Origin of the sequence: Pseudomonas aestuarii, assembly GCF_027988105.1 — a bacterium.
Classification (GTDB): Bacteria; Pseudomonadota; Gammaproteobacteria; order Pseudomonadales; family Pseudomonadaceae; genus Aquipseudomonas; species Aquipseudomonas aestuarii.
On record NZ_JAQJZJ010000002.1, the window covers coordinates 37,541 to 60,827 of the forward strand.

General features: G+C 59.8%; 21 protein-coding genes and 1 pseudogene. 18 read left to right on the forward strand and 4 right to left on the reverse strand.

Going from position 1 to position 23,287, the window contains the following annotated elements; translation table 11 throughout:
* Positions 1 to 855: a helix-turn-helix transcriptional regulator gene (locus PH586_RS04045; RefSeq protein ID WP_271346498.1), complete on the reverse strand. Its 855-nt coding sequence runs from the start codon at positions 853 to 855 to the stop codon at positions 1 to 3.
* A 156-nt stretch (positions 856 to 1,011) separates the two neighbouring features.
* Between PH586_RS04045 and hemA the strand changes: the two genes are divergently transcribed.
* The 9 genes from hemA to PH586_RS04090 all read left to right on the forward strand — a co-directional run bounded on the left by hemA (position 1,012) and on the right by PH586_RS04090 (position 9,384).
* Positions 1,012 to 2,244, forward strand: coding sequence for a 5-aminolevulinate synthase (gene hemA / locus PH586_RS04050; RefSeq protein WP_271346499.1), 1,233 nt, complete (start codon positions 1,012 to 1,014; stop codon positions 2,242 to 2,244).
* A gap of 1 nt (position 2,245) precedes the next feature.
* Complete coding sequence (locus PH586_RS04055; RefSeq protein WP_271346500.1) at positions 2,246 to 2,749, forward strand: GNAT family N-acetyltransferase; 504 nt, start codon at positions 2,246 to 2,248, stop codon at positions 2,747 to 2,749.
* Entirely contained in the window at positions 2,746 to 3,816 is a 1,071-nt protein-coding gene (locus PH586_RS04060; protein WP_271346501.1) for a Gfo/Idh/MocA family oxidoreductase, read from the forward strand. Before PH586_RS04055 ends, PH586_RS04060 begins: the two co-directional genes overlap by 4 nt.
* Before the next feature lie 23 nt (positions 3,817 to 3,839).
* A complete protein-coding gene (gene asnB, locus PH586_RS04065) occupies positions 3,840 to 5,693 on the forward strand; it encodes an asparagine synthase (glutamine-hydrolyzing) (RefSeq protein ID WP_271346502.1) in 1,854 nt (617 codons plus the stop codon).
* 88 nt (positions 5,694 to 5,781) lie between these two features.
* Positions 5,782 to 6,981 carry an MFS transporter gene (locus PH586_RS04070; protein ID WP_271346503.1) on the forward strand — a complete coding sequence of 400 codons (1,200 nt, stop codon included), beginning with the start codon at positions 5,782 to 5,784 and terminating at the stop codon, positions 6,979 to 6,981.
* Between the two features lie 22 nt (positions 6,982 to 7,003).
* A complete protein-coding gene (locus tag PH586_RS04075; RefSeq protein WP_271346504.1) occupies positions 7,004 to 7,930 on the forward strand; it encodes a LysR family transcriptional regulator in 927 nt (308 codons plus the stop codon).
* Positions 7,930 to 8,199, forward strand: coding sequence for an EexN family lipoprotein (locus PH586_RS04080; protein WP_408636759.1), 270 nt, complete (start codon positions 7,930 to 7,932; stop codon positions 8,197 to 8,199). The genes PH586_RS04075 and PH586_RS04080 overlap by 1 nt, the downstream gene beginning before the upstream one ends.
* Before the next feature lie 85 nt (positions 8,200 to 8,284).
* Positions 8,285 to 8,689, forward strand: a complete 405-nt coding sequence (locus PH586_RS04085; RefSeq protein WP_271346505.1) for an antitoxin Xre-like helix-turn-helix domain-containing protein — start codon at positions 8,285 to 8,287, stop codon at positions 8,687 to 8,689.
* Entirely contained in the window at positions 8,689 to 9,384 is a 696-nt protein-coding gene (locus tag PH586_RS04090) for an RES family NAD+ phosphorylase (protein ID WP_271346507.1), read from the forward strand. Before PH586_RS04085 ends, PH586_RS04090 begins: the two co-directional genes overlap by 1 nt.
* Before the next feature lie 287 nt (positions 9,385 to 9,671).
* Here PH586_RS04090 and PH586_RS04095 read toward each other — a convergent pair whose 3' ends face one another.
* From PH586_RS04095 to PH586_RS04105, 3 genes are read right to left on the reverse strand one after another with little or no spacing between them, the layout of a single operon-like run.
* A complete protein-coding gene (locus PH586_RS04095) occupies positions 9,672 to 11,891 on the reverse strand; it encodes a DEAD/DEAH box helicase (RefSeq protein WP_271346508.1) in 2,220 nt (739 codons plus the stop codon).
* Positions 11,866 to 13,161: an ATP-binding protein gene (locus PH586_RS04100; protein WP_271346509.1), complete on the reverse strand. Its 1,296-nt coding sequence runs from the start codon at positions 13,159 to 13,161 to the stop codon at positions 11,866 to 11,868. The genes PH586_RS04095 and PH586_RS04100 overlap by 26 nt, the downstream gene beginning before the upstream one ends.
* Entirely contained in the window at positions 13,158 to 15,653 is a 2,496-nt protein-coding gene (locus PH586_RS04105) for a tellurite resistance TerB family protein (RefSeq protein ID WP_271346510.1), read from the reverse strand. Before PH586_RS04105 ends, PH586_RS04100 begins: the two co-directional genes overlap by 4 nt.
* Positions 15,654 to 15,907: 254 nt before the next feature.
* On the opposite strand from PH586_RS04105, the pseudogene PH586_RS04110 reads away from it, so the two are divergent.
* The 9 genes and pseudogenes from PH586_RS04110 to PH586_RS04150 form a co-directional block, all read left to right on the forward strand.
* A pseudogene (locus PH586_RS04110) lies at positions 15,908 to 16,021 on the forward strand (transposase); the annotation flags it as partial.
* A 276-nt stretch (positions 16,022 to 16,297) separates the two neighbouring features.
* Positions 16,298 to 17,385, forward strand: a protein-coding gene (locus PH586_RS04115) for an IS3 family transposase (RefSeq protein WP_271346511.1) whose coding sequence is annotated in 2 segments (ribosomal slippage) — positions 16,298 to 16,550 and positions 16,550 to 17,385 — 1,089 coding nt in all. Because the reading frame shifts where the segments join, the coding sequence is not laid out codon by codon here.
* Between the two features lie 520 nt (positions 17,386 to 17,905).
* Positions 17,906 to 18,661, forward strand: coding sequence for a potassium channel family protein (locus PH586_RS04120; protein ID WP_271346512.1), 756 nt, complete (start codon positions 17,906 to 17,908; stop codon positions 18,659 to 18,661).
* 1 nt (position 18,662) lies between these two features.
* The gene (locus tag PH586_RS04125; protein ID WP_271346513.1) at positions 18,663 to 18,815 is read left to right on the forward strand and encodes a hypothetical protein; all 153 of its coding nucleotides are present in this window, start codon (positions 18,663 to 18,665) and stop codon (positions 18,813 to 18,815) included.
* Positions 18,816 to 19,229: 414 nt separating this feature from the next.
* Positions 19,230 to 21,221 carry a conjugal transfer protein TraG gene (locus PH586_RS04130; RefSeq protein ID WP_271346514.1) on the forward strand — a complete coding sequence of 664 codons (1,992 nt, stop codon included), beginning with the start codon at positions 19,230 to 19,232 and terminating at the stop codon, positions 21,219 to 21,221.
* On the forward strand, positions 21,218 to 21,670 hold the full coding sequence (locus PH586_RS04135) for a ribbon-helix-helix domain-containing protein (RefSeq protein WP_271346515.1): 453 nt from the start codon (positions 21,218 to 21,220) through the stop codon (positions 21,668 to 21,670). The genes PH586_RS04130 and PH586_RS04135 overlap by 4 nt, the downstream gene beginning before the upstream one ends.
* Positions 21,671 to 21,726: 56 nt before the next feature.
* Entirely contained in the window at positions 21,727 to 22,671 is a 945-nt protein-coding gene (trbB, locus tag PH586_RS04140; RefSeq protein ID WP_271347041.1) for a P-type conjugative transfer ATPase TrbB, read from the forward strand.
* Positions 22,668 to 23,009, forward strand: a complete 342-nt coding sequence (locus tag PH586_RS04145; RefSeq protein WP_271346516.1) for a TrbC/VirB2 family protein — start codon at positions 22,668 to 22,670, stop codon at positions 23,007 to 23,009. The genes trbB and PH586_RS04145 overlap by 4 nt, the downstream gene beginning before the upstream one ends.
* Entirely contained in the window at positions 23,006 to 23,278 is a 273-nt protein-coding gene (locus PH586_RS04150; RefSeq protein ID WP_090505757.1) for a VirB3 family type IV secretion system protein, read from the forward strand. Before PH586_RS04145 ends, PH586_RS04150 begins: the two co-directional genes overlap by 4 nt.
* Positions 23,279 to 23,287: the final 9 nt, after the last annotated feature.

The following is a 23,287-nucleotide window of genomic DNA, read 5'->3' on the forward strand; positions in this document are numbered from 1 at the left end:
TCATTCCAGCCCAGGTTCCTGCTGCAGCCATTGCTCAAACAGTCGACTCTCAGGTTTGCCTTCCTTCGCCGCGTAGTACACCAGGCGCAGGTGGCGATCCTCGTCGATGGTCAGCGTGGTGTGCTCAAAGACCACCTGGCCAATCTCCTCAATGTGCAAATTCCGTATGCCTTGGCAGGGGCCGTGGATGTCCTGCTGTCGCCACCAGGCCTTGAAGTCGGGATCGACCTTCTCCAGGTCCTTCACCAACGCGGCAATATCCGGATCCTGGGTCGCACGCACGAAGTCGCGACGAAAGCTCGAGAGGATCTGCAGTGCCTGCTCTTCCCAGGGATTGAATAGCTCACGCATCACCGGCGTGGTGAACAGCATCCACAGCAGGTTGCGGCGATCTGCCGGGTGCGCGGAAAAGCCGAATACCCGATCCGCTGCCGCGTTCCAGGCCAGTACATCCCAGCGCAGGTTGAGTACGTAAGCCGGACGCGAAGGGATGTCCTCCATCAAACGGTGTATCAGCGGCGGTACGACGCACCAAGTCCGGCCTGGCTCCGCCGGCAAACGCTGGTGAGCCAGCAGGAACAGATATCGTCGCTCTGTTGCGTCCAGCTTGAGCGTTCGGGATAGGTTATCCAAGAACGTGGAAGACACACTGATGTCCCGCCCCTGCTCCAGCCAGGTGTACCAGGACAGTCCCACCCCTGCCAGGGCCGCGACCTCCTCGCGGCGCAATCCAGGCGTCCGTCGCCGGCTGCCGGCGGGCAGTCCCACATCCTCCGGTGAAATCCGCTCACGCCGACTGCGCAGGAATTCAGCCAGCTCTGCCCGGGAGCGTTCGAGTGTGCGAGGCGCGCTCATCCAGTTACCTCCAGTAATAGTATAAACAGTCAAATTGTAACCCTTATAAATCCAAACAAGAATACCTCCTCCCTGGCCGTAAAGGAGCGTGCCAGGGTGCTTGCTTGATGAGGAAAAACACATCGACGTGTCATCAACTGCTCAGGAGATATACGGATGTACCAGGCACTTCTTCGCGAACAACTGGAGACATTGAAGTCATCCAACCAGTACCGCACTTTCACCACTCTCAGCCGCATCTGCGGCCAGTACCCACTGGCCAAATTGACAGGTACAAACCAGCGACCGGTGGTTGTCTGGTGCAGCAACGACTACCTCGGCATGTCCCAGCACCCCATCGTCCGCGAGGAGATGCACGACGCGCTGGAGACTTACGGCGCAGGCTCTGGTGGCTCGCGCAATATTGGCGGCTCCCATGAGATTTATGCCCGCCTGGAAGAAAGCCTTGCCGATTGGCATGGCAAGGAAGCGGCCTTGGTCTTCCCTACCGGCTTCGGCTCTAACGACGCCACGATCCAGTGTCTGCTGCGGCAGATTCCGGATTGTGTGGTGGTAAGCGATGAGTTGAACCATGCCTCCATCGTCAGCGGCATTCGCTCGACGCCGAACGAGCGCAAGATCTTCCGGCATAACGACGTTGCCCACCTGGAGCAGATACTCGCCGGCTACCCACTCGGCCAGCCAAAGCTTGTCGTATTCGAGTCCATTTACTCGATGGATGGGGACATTGCGCCCATCGCAGCGATCGTCGAAATCGCCAAGCGCTACAACGCGCTCACCTACCTCGATGAAGTGCATGCCGTCGGCATGTACGGCCCGCGCGGCGCTGGTATCGCCGCCGAGCGTGTGCTGGCAGACCGGGTGGATATCATCCAGGGCACGATGGCCAAGGGCATCGGCGTTATAGGCGGCTATATCGCCTCGACCCAGGTCATCGTCGACGCCGTGCGCTCCTTCGCCACCGGTTTCATCTTCACCACTTCCCTGCCGCCCGCCATTACGGCCGGCTGCCTGGCCAGCGTGAATCACCTCAAGGTAAGCAGCCTGGAGCGTGATCTTTTGCGCACCAATACTGCCAAGCTACGCGAGCGCCTCAAGCACCACGACGTGCCAGTCATGCCCTGCTCGCAGACTCACGTACTGCCGGTGCTGGTAGGTGATGCGCAGCGCTGCAAGGCCGCGGCAGAACGTCTGCTGCACATCCATGGTGTGTACCTGCAGCCAATCAACTACCCGTCGGTACCGATAGGCACCGAACGCTTCCGGGTCAACGCCACCCCGAACCACAGCGACGAGCAGATCGTGCATCTGGCGGCCTCGCTGCGCGAGACCTTCGAGCACTTCTCCATACCCCTGGCCTCCCAGGCCTTCGGCACGGAGGTGGCCTGAGATGGATCACACCTTCCTTACCGTGCGCCCCGCGACCATTACCGACCTGGGCAGCCTGGTCGAGTTGCGTGCGCACTTGCTGGACGGCACCTCGGCCAGCTACTCGAGCCGGACTCCGGATGACGCCATGCGCTGGCGTGCGGCCTACCGTGCCTGGCTGACCAGCCGGCTGAGTGAAAGCGACTGCGTGCAAATCCTGGCGGCCGAACACCGGGAGTCAGGCCAGGTGCTCGGCTGCGCAACGGCGATTATCGACCAGCGCGCACCGGCTACGGGATGCCTCAATGGTCTTTCCGGCTGGGTACAGTCGGTGGTGGTGGAGCCCCAGTGGCGCAACCGCGGCATCGCCCGGCAATTGATGCAGCACCTGCTGCGCTGGTTCGCCAACCGTGGCGTCGGTACCGTGGTACTGCAGAGCACCGAGGAAGCCGGTGCGCTGTACCAGGCCTTAGGTTTCACGGTCAGCGGTGAGCGCTTACTGATTCGTCAGGAGGCCCAGGCATGAGAATCCTGATCATCGGCCTCGGCTACGCCGGCCAGCGCTACCAGCGGGCTTTTGAACACATCGCCACCAGCACCGGCATGCCGCTCACCCTGGCCTATGTCGGCCGGCGCCAGAAACCAACCGAACTTCCCTACTTCGACAGCGTCGGCCGGGCGCTGGAGGAGTTCGCGCCCGAGATCGTCGTGGTCAGCGTCAACGACCACAGCCACGCGCCCGTACTGCAGCAACTGGCTGGCTACCAGGGCTTCGTGATCTGCGAGAAGCCGCTGGTCACACCGCAGGACGACCTGGCCACTCTCCACGCCGGACTGGGGCAAGTCAGCGGCTTTGCCCTGGACCTGGTTGAGCGCTACTCGGAGGCCAGTCGGCAACTGCGCGAGTGGGTCGAGCGACATGGCTGGCAGTTGGTGCGCGCCAACTTCCACTGGGCTAAGGATCGCATCAACGATTATCGCCCTACTTGTGGCGTAACCAGCGAAGTGATCCATGCCCTGGACCTGCTCGGCTGGATCTGCCCACGAGCAGGCCTGCTCAGGCTGCAGGGTGTGCTCGGCGCGCGCTCGGACTTTTCGATCTCCGGCAGCGAGGTACTCGATACCGTGCTGCTGACGGCGAGCCTGGGTGAGGCGCAGGTGACCGGCTACAGCAGTTTCGTCAACATCGTTCGCCAACGCACGGTCGACTTCAGCTTCGTCGACCGCGACGCCCGGCTGATACACGCACGCCTGGTGTTCGACACACCGCGCTGGGACCACGACCAGTTGCGCATATGGACGCGCACGGCCAGCGGCACCGAGGAACTGCTGCACGAGTATGCCTGCGCACCCAACGATCCAGGTCTGGACACCATTCACAAGCTGGCGCGGCTGTGTCTGCAGGTGGTGCGCTGGGTCACGCTCAAGGAGCCGCCGCGCCAGGCATTCGCCGACCTCGACACCGCCGTGGCCCTGCAGCGGTTGCTCAACGAACTCGACACCCATGCGCAGACCCCGCCTCCGGCTCGCTACATCCATGGCGAGACGCGTGCACTGCTGCCTGAAGACAGCGATCTGGAAAGCCTCGGGTAACCCAAGATCACAAGGAGAACTTTATGTGTGGAATCGCTGGATGGCTGTCCTACAGCCAGAACATGGAAGCGCAACGCGACACCCTGCAGCGCATGACCGACACCATGGCCCTGCGCGGGCCGGACGCCGGCGGCGTGTGGATCGACGGCCCGGTCGGCCTCGGGCATCGCCGGCTGTCGATCATCGACCTAAAAGGCGGTCGCCAACCTATGACAGTGCGCCAAGGCAGCCTGCGTGAAGTCGCCGCGATCACCTACAGCGGCGAGGTCTACAACTTCCGCGAACTGCGCACCGAGTTGCAGCGGCGCGGGCACCAATTCGAGACCCGTAGCGACACCGAAGTGGTGCTGCGCGCCTATGTGGAGTGGGGCGAGGCCTTCGTCGAACGGCTCAACGGCATGTACGCCTTTGCTATCTGGGACCTGCGCTCACAGGAGCTCCTGCTGATCCGAGACCGCATGGGCGTGAAGCCGCTCTACTACTTCCCCACTGCGGATGGTGTGGTCTTTGGCTCCGAGCCCAAGGCGCTGCTGGCCAACTCCTTGGTACCGCGCAAGGTCCGCGCCGATGGCCTGCGCGAAATTCTGGAGATGGTTAAGACGCCGGGGCACGCCGTGTTCGACGGCATGCGCGAGGTGATGCCGGGCGAGATCGTGCGGGTAAACCGACAGGGTGTGAACAGCCGGCACTACTGGAAACTGCAAGCACGCGAGCACTGCCACTCGCTGGATGAGACTATCCGCCACACCCGCGACCTGCTGGAAGACATTGTCGACCGTCAGATCGTCGCCGACGTGCCACTGTGCAGCTTGCTGTCGGGCGGCCTCGACTCCTCAATCATCACCGCCCTTGCCTCGAAGAAGTTGCTGGCTGCCGGCAAGGAGAACATCCGTTCCTTTTCGCTCGACTTCGTCGACCACGGCGGCGGCTTTACCGGCGATGCCGTGCGTGGCACACCGGATGCCCCCTTCGTCCGCGACTTGGTGGAAAAGATCCGCTCCAGTCACCAGGAAATCATGCTCGACAGCCGCGAGCTGGCTGATCCAGCTCTGCGCGCGCAGATCGTCCGCGCGCTCGACTTGCCTCCAGCGTTCTGGGGTGACATGTGGCCGTCGCTCTACCGCCTGTTCCAGGAGGTGCGCCAGCACTCGACGGTGGCGCTGTCTGGCGAGAGCGCGGACGAGGTATTCGGCGGCTACCGCTGGTTCCACGACCCGGTGGCGATCCAGGCCGACACTTTCCCCTGGCTGACCTCGGTCACCGGCAAGTACTTCGACGGCAAGACCTTGTTCGACCAGAGCCTGCTGAGCCAACTGGATATGCACAGTTTCCTGCGCGACAGCTACGTCCAGGCCATCGCCGAGGCGCCGGTGCTGCCAGGTGAGAGTGCGGTGGACCAGCGCATGCGGCAGATGAGCTACGTCAACTTGACGCGTTTCGTGCAGACCCTGCTGGATCGCAAGGACCGCATGAGCATGGCCGTCGGCCTCGAGGTGCGGGTGCCCTTCTGCGACCACCGTCTGGTGGAGTACGCCTTCAATATCCCCTGGGCACTGAAGGCCTTCGACGGCCGGGAGAAAAGCATCCTGCGCGCGGCGACTCGCGATCTGCTGCCGGAGTCGATCTCCGAGCGGGTCAAAAGCCCCTACCCCTCGACCCAGGATCCCGCGTACGAGCGGGCGTTGCGCAACTCGCTGGCGGACATCCTCGCTGACCGTAATGCGCCGGTCACACCGTTGCTCGACTCCAGCCGGGTCAGGGACGCCCTGGACAAGCCGCTTGGCAGCATCTCGCCCATGTACGAACGCATGGGTATGGAGCTGGCGGTCGGCCTCAACACCTGGCTGAACGAGTACGACATCAGCCTCGAACTCTAGCCACCAACCGGATGTTGCCCCGGTTCGGGGCCGCATCCCTCAGCGGTACCACCTACGCGCCTCCACTAGAGCGCAAGCGAGCCTGAGCATGCACACACACAACCAATCCCCGATCTACCTGATAGCGCTGGGGGCCTTTGCCCTTGGCATGGCCTCCTATGTCACCGCCGGATTGATCCCGATGATCGAGGCGTGGTTCTCAGTGTCCGTGGCGGTCGCCGCCCAGTTGGTCACCGCCTTCACCCTGGCCTACGGCCTGGGCTCCCCGATCTTCGTCGCCCTGACCCCAGCGCATCGTCAGCGCACCGGCCTGCTGCTGGCTCTGGGCCTGTTCGTCATCGCCAACGCCGCCAGCGCGCTGGCTGAGGACTTCACCTTGCTGATGATTTGGCGAGCCATCGCCGGCATCGGTGCCGGCGTCTACCTGGCCATGGGCATCGGTGCCTCGGCGGCGGTGTCCACGCCGGAACGCCGAGGCAAAGCCATCGCCATCATCATGGGTGGCATGGCCAGTGGCGTGGTGCTGGGCGTGCCACTCAGCCTGCTCGTCGCCGAACAGATGGGCTGGCAGTCCGCCCTGTGGCTGGTCACCCTACTCGGCCTGGTGGCGTTCTTCGGCTTGCTGCTGAAACTTCCAGCTCTGCCCGCTGCGACGGCTACCTCTCTGAGGCAGAAGCTGGCGATCCTGGGTGACGGCCATGTACTGGTCATCTTGCTGGTATCTCTGCTCGCGGCCATCGCCAGTCTAGGTATGTATACCTTCATCGCGCCGCTGCTGGCGGATCCGGCCTACGGCGCGGTGCGCTCGGTAACACCCTACCTCTGGGTGTGGGGCATCGGCGGCGTGCTGGGCAGTTTTCTGATCGGCCCACTGGTGGACCGTATCAAGGGCCCGACCCTGACCTTCGCCATCATGCTGATCCTCGCCGTATCGCTGTTCGCGCTTCCGCTGACAGCTACCCTCAGCACCTGGCTGGTCATGCTGCCTATCGTTCTCTGGGGCGCTGTTGGCTGGGCCCTGCAGGTGCCGCAGAACAATGAGTTAATCCTGGCCCGCCAGGCCCAAGGCGATGGCAACCTAGCCATCGCACTGAACGAGTCGGCGCTCTACCTGGGCAGCGCCATCGGCGCCGCGGCGGGTGGCTTCGTGCTGCTGTTGCAGATACCCATCTGGACCTTGGCCGCCAGTGCCGGCGGCGTGGCCGCGTTGGGCGTCCTGCTGCAGATCATCAACCTGCGGCGCCAGCCAAGCTGGGCCGGTAGTGTCCAAGCCAAACCCTACAACTGACTCAACACATGGAGGAAAGGCCGTGGAACTGCGCCATCTTCGCTGTTTCATCGCCGTTGCAGAGGAACTGCACTTCGCGCGTGCGGCCGCGCGCCTGCACATCGAGCAGTCGCCCCTCTCCCGGATCATCAAGGAATTGGAGTACCGCCTGGGTGTCCAGCTGTTCGAACGTACGACGCGTCGCACACGACTGACCTGGGCTGGTCAGGTGTTGTTGGAAGAGGCCCGGCGGGTGTTCGCCGTCGTCGACCAAGCCAAGGCCAGCGTCAAGAGCGCCGCAGCCGGATACCGCGGACGCTTACGTGTCGCGCTATCCGACGGCATACCGCAGACACGCCTGGCCGCCCTGCTCGCCCAGTGCCGCGAGCAGGAACCAGAAGTCGAGATCTGCCTGTCTGAGGTCACCTTCACCGAGCAGGTCAGAGGGCTCAACGATGACCTGTTCGATATAGGCTTTGCCCAATCTGACGACGTTAACCAGGGGCTAGTGGCAGAGCCGATCTGGGTCGATCCACTGGTAGTTGCGGTGCCTGCCCGCCACCCTCTTCTGACCCATCGACGCATCCCACTCGAAGAGGTCGTCCGCTACCCTTTGGTGCTGTGTGATCCGCAGGTCTGCGAGGGCTTCTGGCAGCAACTACAGCGAGTGCTAAGCACCGTGGAGGCAAGGCTGACTATTGCCGACCGCGTGCCAACGCTGGATCTGATGATGGCGCTGGTAGCAGCTGGCTACGGCCTGGGCTTCTCCAGCCTTGCTCGAATTACTGAACTCAACAACCCCGACGTAGTGGCCCGCCAATTGGCAGGCAGCCCCGCGATGCTGACCACTTACCTGATACATCGCGAGGCGGAACCTTCTGAACAGCTAGGCAGGTTCATCGACAGAATACGCCCTGCCGAAGACCAAGCCTTGTTACCCACCCAAACCCAACGAGAGGATATCGCCTGATGAACAGGACTCCATTGCTACTGGTGGCTACGTTGCTGCTGACTGCGTGCGAGAAGCCAATGCCCTTCGAGTCGGCCGAAACGCTTGCCGAGAATCCCGAAAGACTGGAAGAGTTGCGACTCCAGTGCAGAGACAACTGGGACAAACTGGGTAACGCCCAATGCAATGCCGTGACCGAGGCGCAGCGGAAACGCTTCATGGGCAAGGGCACGCCTTACACTCCACGTCCCGTCAAGATCTTCCACTCTGGCACTGAAGAAGGACGCTAGCTAAGGCATCGGCCAAGCGGTTATTTTTATCTGTAGATGCAAATATGCTATATTTTGCTCTGTAGATAATCTCGAGGAGCTACCCATGACGGCAGCATTCCAAGCTCAAGACTTTTCGAAAAGCCAATGTGCAGCCGGCCTGCGTACAGCGCTGAACATCCTGGACAAGTGGAAGGCCTCCTCCGAACAGGCCTGCCAAATCTTGCGTATTTCGCGCAGCACCTATACCCGAGCCAAGCAACGTGATTCGGAGTGGGCGGTAGGCCTGGACTTTGATCAGATGCAGCGCATCAGCCTCGTGCTGAATATCCATGCGGCACTGCGCCTGGTGTTCGACAACCCCGAAAACGTCTATGGCTTCCCCTCGATGGAGAATCGCAACGAATTCTTCAACGGGCGCGCGCCGCTAGACATCATGGCGCAGGGCGACATGATCTCGCTGTACGAGACATTCCGACGGATCGACGCGCTGCGGGGCGCCCAGTGGTAATGCTAAGCAGTCTTCCTGCCTTGGAAGGCGAGAGCCTGCAAGCCTACCGCTTGGTCAACTCCAAATTTCCGCCCATTGCCTTGTTCGATGATGTCGCTGACGCAGCAGACTTCGAAGCCATTTATCAGCTTCAGGCAATGACGAACCCAAGACTGCAGAACGAACTTGGCCGGTTGGAGCTGATTCCTCGCAACCAGATCCCGTTCGGTATTCCTGGATGCTCTTACGCCACGGCGCCCTTCACCCATGTGAACCCGGCAGGCTCACGCTTTAGCAATGGCAGCTTTGGCGTGCTCTACCTGGCCGACAAGATGGACACCGCGATTGCAGAGGTGCGCCATCACCAAGAGCGCTACTGGTCGAACGTGCCAGGCCTCAATTACGAGCGCTTTGTCTTCAGAGGGCTGGCCTGCAGCTTCACTGATGCTGGGATGAGAGACGCAACACTAGTGCCGCTGTCGGCCCCCATATATGCACCTGACGATTACACGCTTTCTCATCAATTGGGAGGCGAAACGAAGCGCGCGACATGCACGGGCCTGCGCTACAACTCGGTCCGCTCCCCAGGCAACATTTGTTGGGCGCTGATGACACCGAGGATTGTTGCGTCAATCATCCAGGCTGCTCATTTTGAGATGATCTGGAGCGGACAGATCATCAGCGTCAACCGGATTACAACGTTGATAGCCGAATAATTCCCAGTTCTGAGGATGAACTCGACTATTAGGTAGGACGCGGCCTCCCGTCACGAACTGCCGATCACGATCACAACCGGCAGAAATCGGCCCAGGCTGTGTAAAACGTACAGTGAGATCGATTCGACCAAAAATCGACCTCCTGTAATCCCGTATACGCCAAGATCGCCTATTGGGTAAGGGGTCAAGTACCCCCTAAAACGTCCAGAGGTTTCGTTTTTACACAGCCTCGGCCAGAAGCAGCCAATCCCGGTAGAACGCTGTCTTCAATCTAGCAATACATGACATCACGAAAGAGAAGCAGGGGTCTCAAGTCCAATCAGATGAGCTGCGGTTTGCTGTGCTTTCTCCAGATCGAGATACATCGTGGCGAACGACTCCATAAGAAGCTCAGGAGGCAGCGCCCAGTCCCACTTCTCCCTGATCATATTCTGAACGTTGTGAAGGACAGTGCTCGCCTTAAGCTCCTTCAAAGCTGCAACCTCTCGAAGAGTGCTTTCAAGCAACGCCCCTCCACCCTGCACCTCAATGACCAGTCCTGAGTTTTCAGTGGGCAAGCCGACGTACTCGAGAAGGACGGCCAAGGCATCGTTGGTCCAATCGCCCTGCCAGGTGAAAAGACAGGTTCTTCCTCCGCTCTCAATAAAGCTCTGATGACCCAACTTAAGATCAGCAAAGCTTTGCCGCGCCTCCGCCAGTAAACTTTGTGCCACTGGATCGAGGTAGGGATAAGCCTCCTCTTCCTGCAGTACGGTTTTCATCTCTTGCCGAACATTGTCGTGAACTCGAGCAGCCAGACCGTCAAAAGCCGGGGGAGCTCCTCCTGGGGCGGGCTTGACGACAATCACCTTGCCTTCCGTATCAACGTTAATCACCTGCCAACGACGCCCGGCGAAGATGATGCGCTGTTCCGCACACAGTGGTCGCGAGATAGGCAGGGCCCCAAGGGGTCTTCCATCGCAAACAACTCGGAATTCTTCATTGCTTGTGAATGCACTGTAGAAGTCATAGTGGTTGATCAGCCGCTCGCCCAACTCACCTGGCAGTAGAAGCCCGGCCGGTTCCTGAATGATCAGATCTCGCTCACCCAAAGCACGCAGGAGATTCAGAAAGCTGCCCTGCTCGACAGCCAAGAAAGGGCCGTTGCGTACTAACGTTCCCCACAACTCAGCCGCAGTGGCACCACCTTGCTGCGCAATCATCGAGAGGCATTGTTGCACCAAGGTCGACAAATGCAGCCCCTGCGCTCTTGGCGGTTCAAACCATCCCCTCATCAGTAGCCGGATCATCGCGATGCTTTGTACCAAGCCTTGGCGCAGGCGATCCGATATTGGAGAGTCATCCGTCAATCGACGCTCCTTGCAGTATCCGCGGATAATAGCTGCCTCTCCTGGGCGACGCCCAGAACGGCCAAGACGCTGGCGCAAACTGGCAACTGAAGGCGGCGGCCCTATCTGTACAACCGTTTTGATGCTGCCAATATCGATGCCCAGTTCCAGCGTAGTGGTACAGACCGCAGTCGCCGGTCGGTCCCCCGCTTTAAGGGCCCGCTCGGTATCCTCCCTGATATCTTTCGACAGGCTGCCATGATGTGGCCAGAACTCATTAGGTACACCGTCTTGCTCGCAGCGACGCCGTAGCTGATCGGCAAACCATTCGACCTGAGTCCTACTGTTAGGGAACACCAAGTTGTTGCTTCCACGCAGCACCTGGAAGAGGTGCTCGGAAATTGCGTGATCGGAGGCTGAGTTGTCTTCGGGCTGCTGGGGTGTGCCTTTCTCTGGTTCCTGAAAGCCTCTGATCTGAACTTTCAGAATTTGCCCCGACCCTTTCGATTCGATCACCGTCACCGTGCTCGGGGAAGCTGAGCGCAAGAAGGTAGCAGCCAGCATCATGTCGCCCAGTGTCGCTGATAAACCTACTCTCGGAAGAGGACGTCCGATTACCTGTTCGACCCGATGCATCAAGGACTGCAGTTGCTTGCCTCGCTCACTGCCGATAAAAGCATGCAACTCATCAATCACGAGGTAGCGCAGGTTCGCGAAAATCCCGGGCAGACTCGTCCCCCTGTTCACGAACAGCGCTTCAAGAGACTCCGGGGTGATCAACAGCACGCCTTCAGGGGATTTTAGAAAGCGGTGCTTGCGGCTCGACGAGATATCGCCGTGCCAGGCAACGACGGGAATCTCGAGTTCGTCGCATAGCTTGCTCAATCGCTCCCACTGGTCATTGATCAGTGCCTTGAGCGGACTGATGTAAAGCACTGACCCTGGCGGTTCCTGCTGCTTCAGCAGGTTCGTCAGAATGGGCAGGAACGCGGCCTCGGTTTTCCCCGCCGCCGTCGCCGCGGCGATGATGACATCCTGATCAGCATTGAGCAGCGCGGGGATGGCCCGCTCTTGGGCATCTCGTAGAGAGGTCCAGCCTTCCATCCATATCCAGCGCTGAATCCGGGAGTCAAGAAGGCTGAAGGCCTCCGACTCAGAGCTGGAAGGTTGCGAGCTCATCTTCAGCATCTACTTGAATGTCGGCTTCACCACCTCTATCCGGGCTCAGCTCCACAGCCCCCAACAAATGTCTCCAGTCCGCGCCCGGGTTCTGCTCCAGCACGGCCAGCAAGTTGATGAATGCCGTGATCGTGGTGCGGGGTGTACGGAAATAGGCATCCCCCAACCGTTGGTTGCAATGCGCCATGAACAAAGGCAGCGCCTCATCAGGGAGGAGGTAGCGTGCACTGTCGCCCGAGGCGTAGACATGACGCAGCTTCTGAAGAAGCACATAGAAGTCCTCGGGTGTCAGGCTCGCTAGGCGGATGACTGGCCCTGACAGATCCACCAACCCAGACTTGGCGAAACTGTTTTCCGCCAGACGCGACTGCAAAGCCGGATAGCTGTACAAGCCGCGGCGGGTATCCATCAGGAATTCGGGGGTGCCTCCGAGCACAAATCCAAGGCCTTCGGCAGAACCCTGCAAAGAGTCGTTGAGAATGCGCAGGATCTGTTCGTAGTTGGCGTTACGCGCCTGGGTATTGGCTAGCTTGTAGAGATTGACCAGCTCATCCAGGCAAACCATCAACCCCTCAAAGCCCGCCAAGCGGACAAACCGAGCCAGGAGCTTGAGCTGATCATAGACGGAAGCATCGTCGATGATTGTGCGTACACCCAAGGCAGCGCGCGCGTCGGTTCTTGTGGTGAACTCACCTCTCAGCCAGCGGATGGCATCGGCCTTGAGCTGTTCGTTGCCCTCCTCGAAGCCCTTGCAATAGGCCGCGATCACATCAGCGAAATCATAGCCGTTGACCATCTCGGTCAATTGGCCCAATTGCTCTCGTATCACAGCCTCGCTGCCCTTACCGGACGCCTTGGCCTCGCTCTTGGCTTGGGATATGAACCTTTCGACAATGCCCTGCAAGGCTCCGCCATCAGGCTTGGTACGCGTTGACATGTTTTTCGCCAGCTCAGCATAAAGCGAGCGAGCCTGGCCACCAGAGGCATGGAGCCGGCGATCGGGATTCAGATCCGCATGCATGGTCACGAGCTTGCGCTCCATCGCAATGGAGCGCACAAGATTCAGGAAAAAGGTCTTTCCCGCGCCGTACTCACCAATTACGACTCGAAACGCTGAGCCGCTCTCGGTCAAGCGCTCGACATCACGAATGAGCGCTTCCAGCTCACCAACCCTACCCACCTGGATCAGGTGTTGACCTGCCCGCGGAACGACTCCCGCACGAAGGGACTGAATAACCGCATCGCGATCTTTAGCTCTGATGCTGCTCATAACGGTAATTTTCCCATGATGTCAGGATTAATCTCGAGGGGATCTTCACCTTCGGTAATAGGCATATCGAAATGCTCGAAGGCCATGTCGTTAATGTGCTCAAGCGCGCCATCGAGCATGAGATCCATATCGCTGGCCACCGCTTCCAACTCCTCACGTGACCATTCCATCCGAGAGACAAGCAAGCGAAGGAAGGCCGAGAGATCAGCATCCAGCCCACAGATGCTGCTGGTGTCATCCGAAGTGCCACTGTTATCGGGCTCCTCAGGCTCGACGATTTGCTCATCCACGAAAACTTGGGCCAGCAACGCCGACACCTGCTCGGTTTCACGTTGTAGTTGGGCAATCCGTTCATGATCCAGCGTGAAGCCAGTCATCGACGCTGACGATGCGGAGGACGGTGATATCGACGCAACCGTAGGAGCAGTGCTCGTCGACGCGCCACTAGCTGCCACATGGAGGTCGCTGTATAGGAGCTGAGAGTCCAGTTGAAGAACTTTGTAGACACGCTCAAGCAACTTCACTTCCGCAGGGCTCACCTCCCCATCCGCTTGAGCTAGATGGGCAAGGAACGCCGCCACAGATTGCTTCGCCGAACTGGTCAGCGGTTCCAGCTTTTTCTTCAGGCTTTGCAAGGTCGGCGGCTGGTTGAGTTTTAGACGGAGATGGGCCTTCAGGCGCTTGCGATGCGCCCCACTCAAGTGGCTCCAGGAATCGACGTGACGGGACAGCAGCATGATCTCTTCTGGAGATGTGTCGCCATCCGCCGCCGCAACGGCACAGGCTAGATCCAAGGTGACCGAGGCGGCATTGTAAGCGGGAGATGCTCTTAGATCCCCGTCTTCGATCTGGGTGGCAAACAGCGCTACGGTATCTTCCGCCTTAGGTGTTTTGCTGCCGGCTAATACATCCGGCTCAATGCCGATATGCAATGATTCCAACGCCCGCGCCAGTGCGATCACCTTGTCCCGCGAAAGGGCTCCGGCACTTTTCAGTCGCCCCGCCAATTCGCCGAAACTCATGACTACCATGCCGTCGCCTATGCGCTGCTTCAGCGCATCCAACTCAGCACGCGAAGCCACCGGCCACAGCATGATGGGAAGCTGCAGCAAGCCTTCCAAAGCATCGGGGGTATCGGGATTACGACCGAGATATCGGCTGTAGGGCTCCAGCTCCGCCGTGCATTCGTCGACTATCTGCTGCAGCTTTTTGCGGGGTGCTGAAGTCGCTGTTACGTCGGGAATATCACCCAACCCCTCGAGCGCTTGAACCGGCAAGGCAGCCGACGCGGTGTTGTACTGCAACTTCAACCTGGTCTTGTTCTGCGGCAGAACCATGCCGTCGCCATGAAGCTGCCCATACTTGATCTTGAACAACGCGGCGAAGGCGTCTTGGCAACGGCTCACTGGCGTTCGCCTGCCAATATTGTGATCCGCCAGCGCCCAGGACAAGGCCCATTCGGCGGGCACACGCTGCTTGTCGGTAGCTAGTTGTCCAAGACCAATACGCAATTCCATGGGCATTTCATAACCGTAGGCCTGATTGTCCGGAGGCGGTGCCAAATAACGTCTCGGCGGGGTCTCACCCATGCGCAGAAACGCGAGAAACCGACCGGCGTAGTTGCTGAATGAACCGCTCACTCCATAAATGGCGAGAAGGCGCTCGACTTCCGACTCAATGCCGGGGATTTCGGAAGAGACACTGGGGTCGCTCTTCGCATCAACGAATACACGCCGCTCAAGGCCGTAGAAGAACAGGAATACGTAGCCGATATTGGCATGAGGTGCTTTCCGCCCACTGGACAGCCATTGCAAGTAGGCGCGACGCGCCTCGGGTGAAATCGAGTCGTAACTGGCCCAGTAGCCAGTCAGCCTCTCGGCGATGTCGATAACACCACGCGCAACCTTGAGTTTGGGGTTGATCAAAGATGGCTCGGGTGCAGCATAACGATCAGCTCGCCCTGTTCCCACATAGATCATGCCGCCAGGAATCTTTTCTCCGGCTACCTCTACGAATTCACCGGCCGGAATCCATCTGACATTTTCATCCATCAGTGTCGCCGGCGCACTCGGCAGGCGATATGCAGATGGCGTCGAGACCTCGAGGCTGACCGTGAAAAATTCTGAGTCCGCTCGCCGCCTGACTTTCTCCTCCGCAGCAGGTGCCAGCTCCCGAGTGTTGCCTGTATGGGCCTGATCTTGGATTTCGACCTCGTCCAGAGAGAACACTAGGCCACGATTCGGATCAGCCGCTACCGCTCTAGACCGATTTTTCGAAGATGGAGGGCGGTGCTGTTGATGCGTCACAGGGGGAGGGGGTCTGGTCGAGTTGCTGTTGGCCTTTACGATCAGCCATACACCAAAGCCGATAACCCCGACTCCAGCAAGAGCAATCCAGGCTTCTTTGGGGATGGAGGCAATCGCTCCCAAGAACAAAACTCCCAGGATAGCCGCCCCGGAAATTTCAGATTTGTTTCTTCGCTTCCGTGCCATCAGATCTGACTGCCCCTCTAAGTCCATACTGGCTTATTGTCAGTATCTGCAATTTGAGCCGATCAGCCAATCTCTTTGATCCTAGGGATACTGCCTCGTGAAACACTTTTGCCTGCGGTTTCAGTTCGCGCTCTGGTACCAAGTCGTTTGGAGCCCTCAATGTGAGCCATTTTTGAGGCGCTCAACAAGCACTGAATAGCCCTCGGTTCCCTAGAGACCTTCAAGCCTCATAGTGAGGCCCACTAGGCGGTGCCATGTGCAACCTGCATCACCCCGACGAATTCAAGATCGAAGCAGTCAAGCAAGTGACCGAACAAGGCCTGCCCGTTGCCGATATAGCGGCTCCTCTGGGCATGTCGGCACATAGCCCTCACCCAGTCGACTGCATGCGGTGTTTGCACCGCAGGTAAGACAAGACAATAAGGGACCACAGTTTTGGCTTGAATGATCAAGCAGAAGCGAAATTAATCGTGGCCCATAGTGCTCCGCGGAGCTTTCGCATTGTGTTCAGGCCACCTGCAACCACTCTTGAGTTCATGGCCTGAACGTTGCTCGCCCCGCTCGCACGTGGAGGGGTAATCCCCCCTGAAATCAGTGCTCGTCAGAAGTAGAATTTTCTCCTAATTGGATCAAGGAAATTTTGCGTGAAGACATCGCGTTTTTCGGACAGCCAAATCATCGCCATTCTCAAGCAAGCGGAGGCCGGCAGCCCAGTCCCGGAGCTGTGCCGCGAGCATGGCATCAGCTCGGCGACCTTCTACAAGTGGCGCGCCAAGTTCGGCGGCATGGACGCTTCATTGATGGCCCGGCTACGTGAGTTGGAGGAAGAAAACCGCCGTCTCAAGAAGATGTACGCCGAAGAGCGCCTGAAGGCCGAGATCATCCAGGAAGCCATGGCAAAAAAGTGGTGAAGCCATCTCAACGGCGAGAGATGGCGCAACAGGCCGTTCATTCTGGCCGGGTCAGTATCAAGCAGGCGTGCCTGGCCTTCGGGGTCAGCATCACCTGCTATCACTACCGGCGACGGTTGTCCTCGGAAAATGCCGAGATTGCCGATCACCTGATCCGGCTTACGCACAACCAGCGTAACTGGGGATTCGGCCTGTGCTTCCTGTATCTGCGCAACGTGAAAGGCTACCGCTGGAATCACAAACGGGTGTACCGGATCTATCGGGAGTTGGAGCTGAACATGCGGATCAAACCGCGTAAACGCATCGTGCGGGAGAAACCCGAGCCGCTGGCGGTGCCGGAGGCGATCAATCATTGCTGGTCGATGGACTTCATGCACGATCAGTTGGCCGATGGCCGCAGCTTCCGTCTGTTCAACCTGATCGACGACTTCAACCGCGAAGCCCTGGCCATGGACATCGATCTGTCACTGCCCGCGGAGCGCGTCGTGCGTGCGCTGGATCAAGTGATCGAGTGGCGCGGCAAACCACAGACCATCCGTAGTGACAACGGCCCGGAGTACATCAGCAGTAAGCTGGTGCTGTGGGCGGAAAAGCACGGCGTTCGCCTGGAGTACATCCAGCCAGGAAATCCACAGCAGAACGCCTACGTCGAGCGCTACAACCGCACGGTGCGTTACGACTGGCTGGGGCACTATTTGTTCGAGTCGATCACCGAGGTGCAGGAACATGCAACTCGCTGGATGTGGACATACAATCACGAACGGCCAAACATGGCCCTGGGAGGCATCACCCCCAAACAGAAGTTGGCCCGCGCGGCCTGACCTCTACTTTTGGCGAGTGCTAAAAATGGGGGGATTACCGAGGCACCCAACTCTATTTGAGAGGTGATTGGCTGATATTGGGTCGGTTCCGGTTATTCACGTCACGACCGGCAGCTTCCGACCCTGTATAGGTGGTCCGACTACTGGCCGGCGGTGCTGGGCTTCAGTCTCAATGACAGTGAACACTCCCGGCCTTGTTATCCATATGACAACACTGCCCTGGCCGTGAGCTTTTGCGGCATCCGCCTCCGTGCTCGACAATCTCCGTTCCGTCTTGTGACATACCATGGCTAGAGGAGCTGACCGCCAGCGAAGGGAAGTTGATAGCAAACAGCAGAGTAAAACCAATAGCCAAACGTTTCATGGGTGACCTCGTAATGCCATCATTGCTGATAAGCCAAGAGAGCACGGAATCGCACCATGATCCATCGAAAGAATCACTTCGAGTGGCCGGGGCATTTGAGAAAAATTCCGTCAGAAGCCTTTGCCATGCATATAGCTAACATAGGGAAGCATCACGATGAATATCAGGGAACGTCTTTTTCTTGAGGTCGATGCAACTGCCAGAAGCAATGGCATATCACGTTTCAACCGCTTCATCTGCCTACTGATTATCGGCGCGGTGCTGCTGGCGGTATTGGAAACCGAGCAGCCTGTAGCCGAAACCTACCATCAGATGTTTCGTGCAGCAGAGTGGTTGCTGTTTGGGATTTTTCTGATCGAGTATTGTTTGAGGGTCTACATCGCTCCGATGAATCCCCTGTTCTCGGGAAAATATGGTCGGCTCAAATACATTTTCAGCGTCTGGTCGATCATTGATCTCATTGCTCTACTACCTTTGCTGCTGACTGTATTCGACGGCACCGCCTTCTACTTGCGCCTGGCCAGACTGCTGCGAATTCTCAGAGTGTCGAAGCTTGGGCGCTTCACAAAAGCCTGGACGCTTCTGTGGCAAGCCATCGCCAAGCGCCGTTACGAGTTGATGCTGAGTGGCATGGCCGCTTTGATGCTGCTTCTGGTCTCCAGCACCTTCCTCTACGTGCTTGAAGCTGCTGAGCAACCGGAAGCATTTGGCAGCATCCCGAGAGCCTTGTGGTGGAGTGTCGCCACGCTGACAACGGTTGGCTACGGAGACGTCACTCCGATAAGCGCTGTCGGCCGCTTTTTCGCCGGTATCACTGCGGTTGCTGGTATTGGGTTGGTCGCCATGCCAACCGGCATATTAGCGGCGGCTTTCAGTGACGCGTTTCAGAACCAGGAAAGCAAGGAGGCTTGAGATGACATTTTTATTTCAGCACCGGATCAAGATCACGGCCGGACTGCGTTTGAATATCGGACAAAAAAGGGGGGCTTTATTTATAGAGCAGACCGGCGGCCTCGGGCCGTTTTCTACCCGTCCAAACAGACAGCAATGGATCCAGGCTGTGTGAAAACGCTTTAGAGCAAGTTTGACATTCAGAACCGCAATCAGAATCGTGTTCCTACGCAAAGTTCAGGTCTACTGACCATCCAAACTCTGGCAGATTTTACGTAGCAACGCAGACTTCAATACGATGTCTGCGTTTTTACACAGCCACGGGCGGATCCTGCCGTTCGTCCCTTGCGGCTAAATGCCAGATGGGTATTTCCGGCAGTGCTCCACCACTAAATTGTTTACAGGATGGGCATACTCGCTACGCCCTGCCCTGCAGTTATCCTCTGTTCCATTCCATGGTCGGAACTGTTGCGTACTCTCACATAATTACCGCCCATACGGTCTTTGACCCCTTCTCCACCTTTGCCGAATCTCTCGCTCGCGGCACATCTGCGTGCCGTGCATTTTGCCAAAGAGGTTGGGTTCACGGATGCAAGCGACAACAGTGCTGTACGGCCATGTGCTGGCGGTTTTGGCCATCACCCTGTCAGGTGTATGGAGCGCTACCCAATGGACGGCGGCGGCGCTTGATTACCAAGTTCGCCTGGGTGCCCCGTGGTTCGAACTGCTCGGCACCCCCATCTACCACCCCTGGCGGCTGTTCGAGTGGTGGTTCTTCTTCGATGCCTACGCACCTGACATCTTCAACTTCGGCGGGACCATCGCTGCGGGAAGCAGCCTCGTGGCTGTGCTGGTGGCAATCGGCATGGCCATCTGGCGCGCCCGCCAGGCGCGACGAGTTACCACCTACGGTTCGGCGCGCTGGGCCGATACGAATGAGGTACGCAAGGCCGGGCTGACTGGAGCTGCAGGCGTTTTCCTCGGTCTCTTTGAGGAGCAGTACCTGCGCCATGAAGGCCCCGAACATGTTCTGGCATTCGCCCCAACACGCTCGGGCAAGGGCGTTGGTCTGGTGGTGCCCACCCTGCTCTCCTGGCCGGCCTCTGCGGTTATCCACGACATCAAGGGCGAAAACTGGAGCCTGACCGCAGGCTGGCGCTCGCGCTTCTCGCACTGCCTTCTGTTCAACCCCACTGACCCGGCTTCGGCAGCCTACAACCCCCTGCTGGAAGTACGTCGCGGCACCCATGAGGTGCGCGACGTGCAGAACATCGCCGACATCCTGGTCGACCCGGAAGGCGCCCTGGAAAAACGTAACCACTGGGAGAAGACCAGCCATGCACTGCTGGTCGGTGCCATTCTGCACGTCCTCTACGCCAGCGACGACAAGACCCTGCGCGGCGTCGCCAACTTCCTCTCAGACCCAGCCTGCACCTTCGAGCTGACCTTGCACCGGATGATGACCACGCCTCATCTCGGTGAGACGCCTCACCCGGTTGTGGCATCCGCTGCCCGCGAGGTACTCAACAAGAGCGAGAACGAACGCTCAGGTGTGCTTTCCACAGCCATGTCCTTCCTTGGCCTGTACCGCGACCCCACGGTGGCCGAGGTAACCTCACGCTGCGACTGGCGTATCGCCGACCTGATCTCGGCCAAACACCCTGTCTCGCTGTACCTGGTGGTGCCGCCCTCCGACATCAGCCGCACCAAGCCACTCATCCGCCTGATCCTCAATCAGGTCGGGCGTCGCCTGACCGAATCCTTGGACGGTGCCGACGGCATCGAACGTAGGCACAAGTTGCTGCTGATGCTCGACGAGTTCCCCGCGCTGGGTCGGCTGGATTTCTTCGAATCGGCCCTGGCCTTTATGGCTGGCTACGGGCTGCGCGCCTTCCTCATATCTCAGTCACTCAATCAGATCGACAAGGCCTACGGCCAGAACCACTCGATCCTCGACAACTGTCACGTGCGGGTGACCTTCGCCACCAACGATGAGCGCACCGCCAAGCGCATCTCCGAGACGCTCGGTACCGCGACCGAATTGCGTGCGCAGCGCAACTACGCCGGCCACCGGCTGGCTCCCTGGCTAGGGCACCTGATGGTGTCGCGCCAGGAGACCGCACGTCCTCTGCTGACGCCGGGCGAGGTGATGCAACTGCCGAACGACGAGTCGGTGGTGATGCTCTCCGGCCATGCGCCGATCAGGGCGAAGAAGCTGCGCTACTTCGCCGACGCTAATTTCCAGCGCCGGGTGCTGCCGCCCCCGCAGCTGCAGCCTGGCGGATACGCCGATGCCCCAGCGGCCCGAGCAGATGACTGGAGTGCCCTGGCAGCACCGGCAGCCGTTGCCGTCCCACTTGCAGGAACCCATAACGGCGGATCCCTCGACGACGGCGGCCCACGTCGCCAGCCCGAACTGACGGAGATCGCCGACCTGCCGGATCCCGAAGACCCGGCCAGCGACCTGTTTCTCCTCGACGAGGACGACGCCCCCGCGCCCTTCCCCTCCCAGTTCGATCCGCGACTGCTGCGCGCGGACCGACTGGTCGCCCTAGACCCTGACGACGGAATAGCCCTATGAGCCGAGCCCGACTGAACCTGTTCATCCAACCGGAGCACGCCAAGCGCCTGAACGAGCTGGCAATCAAGAAAGGTGTGTCGAAGTCCTCGATCATTGCCGCAGCGCTCGCCTCCTGGCTATCGCCGGACTCCGGTGACCAGCGTGAGGCGGCCATTGCCAAGCGCCTGGATCGGTTGTCTCGCCAGTTCGAACGACTGGAGCGCGATCAGAACATTCTGATCGAGACCATGGCGCTCTATGTGCGCTACTACCTTACGGTCAGCACGCCGGTGCCCGAGGCACACCAGGACGCCGCACGATCTCAAGGCAAGCTGCGCTTCGCCCAGTTCGTCGAGCAATTGGGCCGCCACCTGCAGCGCGGCCGAAGCCTGGTCAGGGACGTACAGGAAGAGATCCAGCCTGACGCCCAATGGCTGGATAGATCCGAAGCCTCGGGAGAGCAGCCATGACCGGCGCCTCGAACGCAACGCTGGCGGCGGCTACCGCCCTGGATCGCCGCACCCGCATGCTGCGCACGGCGATGGGCCCGCTGATCGCCGCTGCGCTGGAAGACCCCGACGTGGTGGAAGTCATGCTCAACCCCGATGGAAAGCTCTGGCTCGACCGCCTCTCCAGCGGCCGGGCAATGCTGGGCACGCTTTCAGCCGACGACGGCGAGCGCATCATCCGCCTGGTCGCCGCACACATAGGTGCGGAGGTGCACCGTGGCAAGCCGCTGCTAAGCGCCGAACTGCCGGAAACCGGCGAGCGCTTCGAAGGATTACTCCCACCCATCGTATCTGGACCGACCTTCGCACTGCGTAAACGCGCCATGAGCGTGATACGGCTGACCCAATACGTGGCGGACGGAGTTCTCACGCCAGCGCAAGCCGACTACCTGCGTGGCGCAGTACTCAGCCGGCAAAACATCCTTGTGGCCGGCGGGACCAGCACCGGCAAGACCACCCTGGCCAATGCCCTGCTCGCTGAAGTGTCCAGTACGGGTGACCGCGTTCTGGTACTGGAGGACACAGTCGAGTTGCAGTGCTGCGCCCACGACCATGTTGCATTGCGAACCCGTTGCGGCGTGGTGTCCATGGCCGACCTGGTGCGCACCACCCTGCGCCTGCGTCCCGACCGAGTGGTCGTCGGCGAGGTGCGCGGCGGCGAAGCGCTGGACCTGGTCAAGGTCTGGGGCACCGGCCACCCAGGTGGTATTGCCACCGTCCACGCCGGCTCCGCCCATGGAGCCCTGTTGCGCCTGGAGCAACTGATTCTCGAGGTCGCCATGACCGCCCCCCGCGCGTTGATCGCAGAAGCAGTCAACCTGGTGGTTTTTCTCGCCGGGCGCGGCCGCGCCCGCCATGTCCAGCAAATCGCCCGCGTCGTCGGACACGACGAACTCGGCTACCGGCTCGAGACCACCGATCCCGCTCAAGCCCTGCCCACCGCCTTCGGAGAACAGCAATGACCGCAGCCTTTGTCCGGCCCATCCACCGACGCCTGTCTGCTCGTACGCTGACAGTGGGCGCGCTTCTACTGGGCGTTGCCTTTCAGGCTTTCGCAGCCGGCTCCGGGATGCCCTGGGAGGGACCGCTGCAATCGATTCTCGACTCGGTGCAAGGCCCGGTGGCGCGGATCATGGCGGTGATCATCATTATTGTCACCGGCCTGACCCTGGCCTTCGGCGATACCAGTGGCGGCTTCCGCAAGCTGATCCAGATCGTCTTCGGCCTGTCCATTGCCTTCGCCGCCTCCTCCTTCTTCCTGAGCTTCTTCAGCTTTGCCGGCGGGGCGGTAATCGCATGAATATCGATAGCGATTTCATCGCGGGCTTCGAGGTGCCACTGCACCGCTCTCTGGCCGAGCCGATCCTACTTGGTGGTGCGCCGCGCAACGTGGCCATCCTCAACGGCACCTTGGCCGCCGTAGTCGGGCTAGGCCTGCAACTGTGGATACCGGGCTTGGTGCTCTGGCTGGTCGGCCACTCGCTGGCCGTCTGGGGTGCCCGGCTGGATCCGCAGTTCCTGCAGGTCTTCGCTCGGCACATCAAACATCGCCCCTTGCTTGACGTATGAGGGGGACGC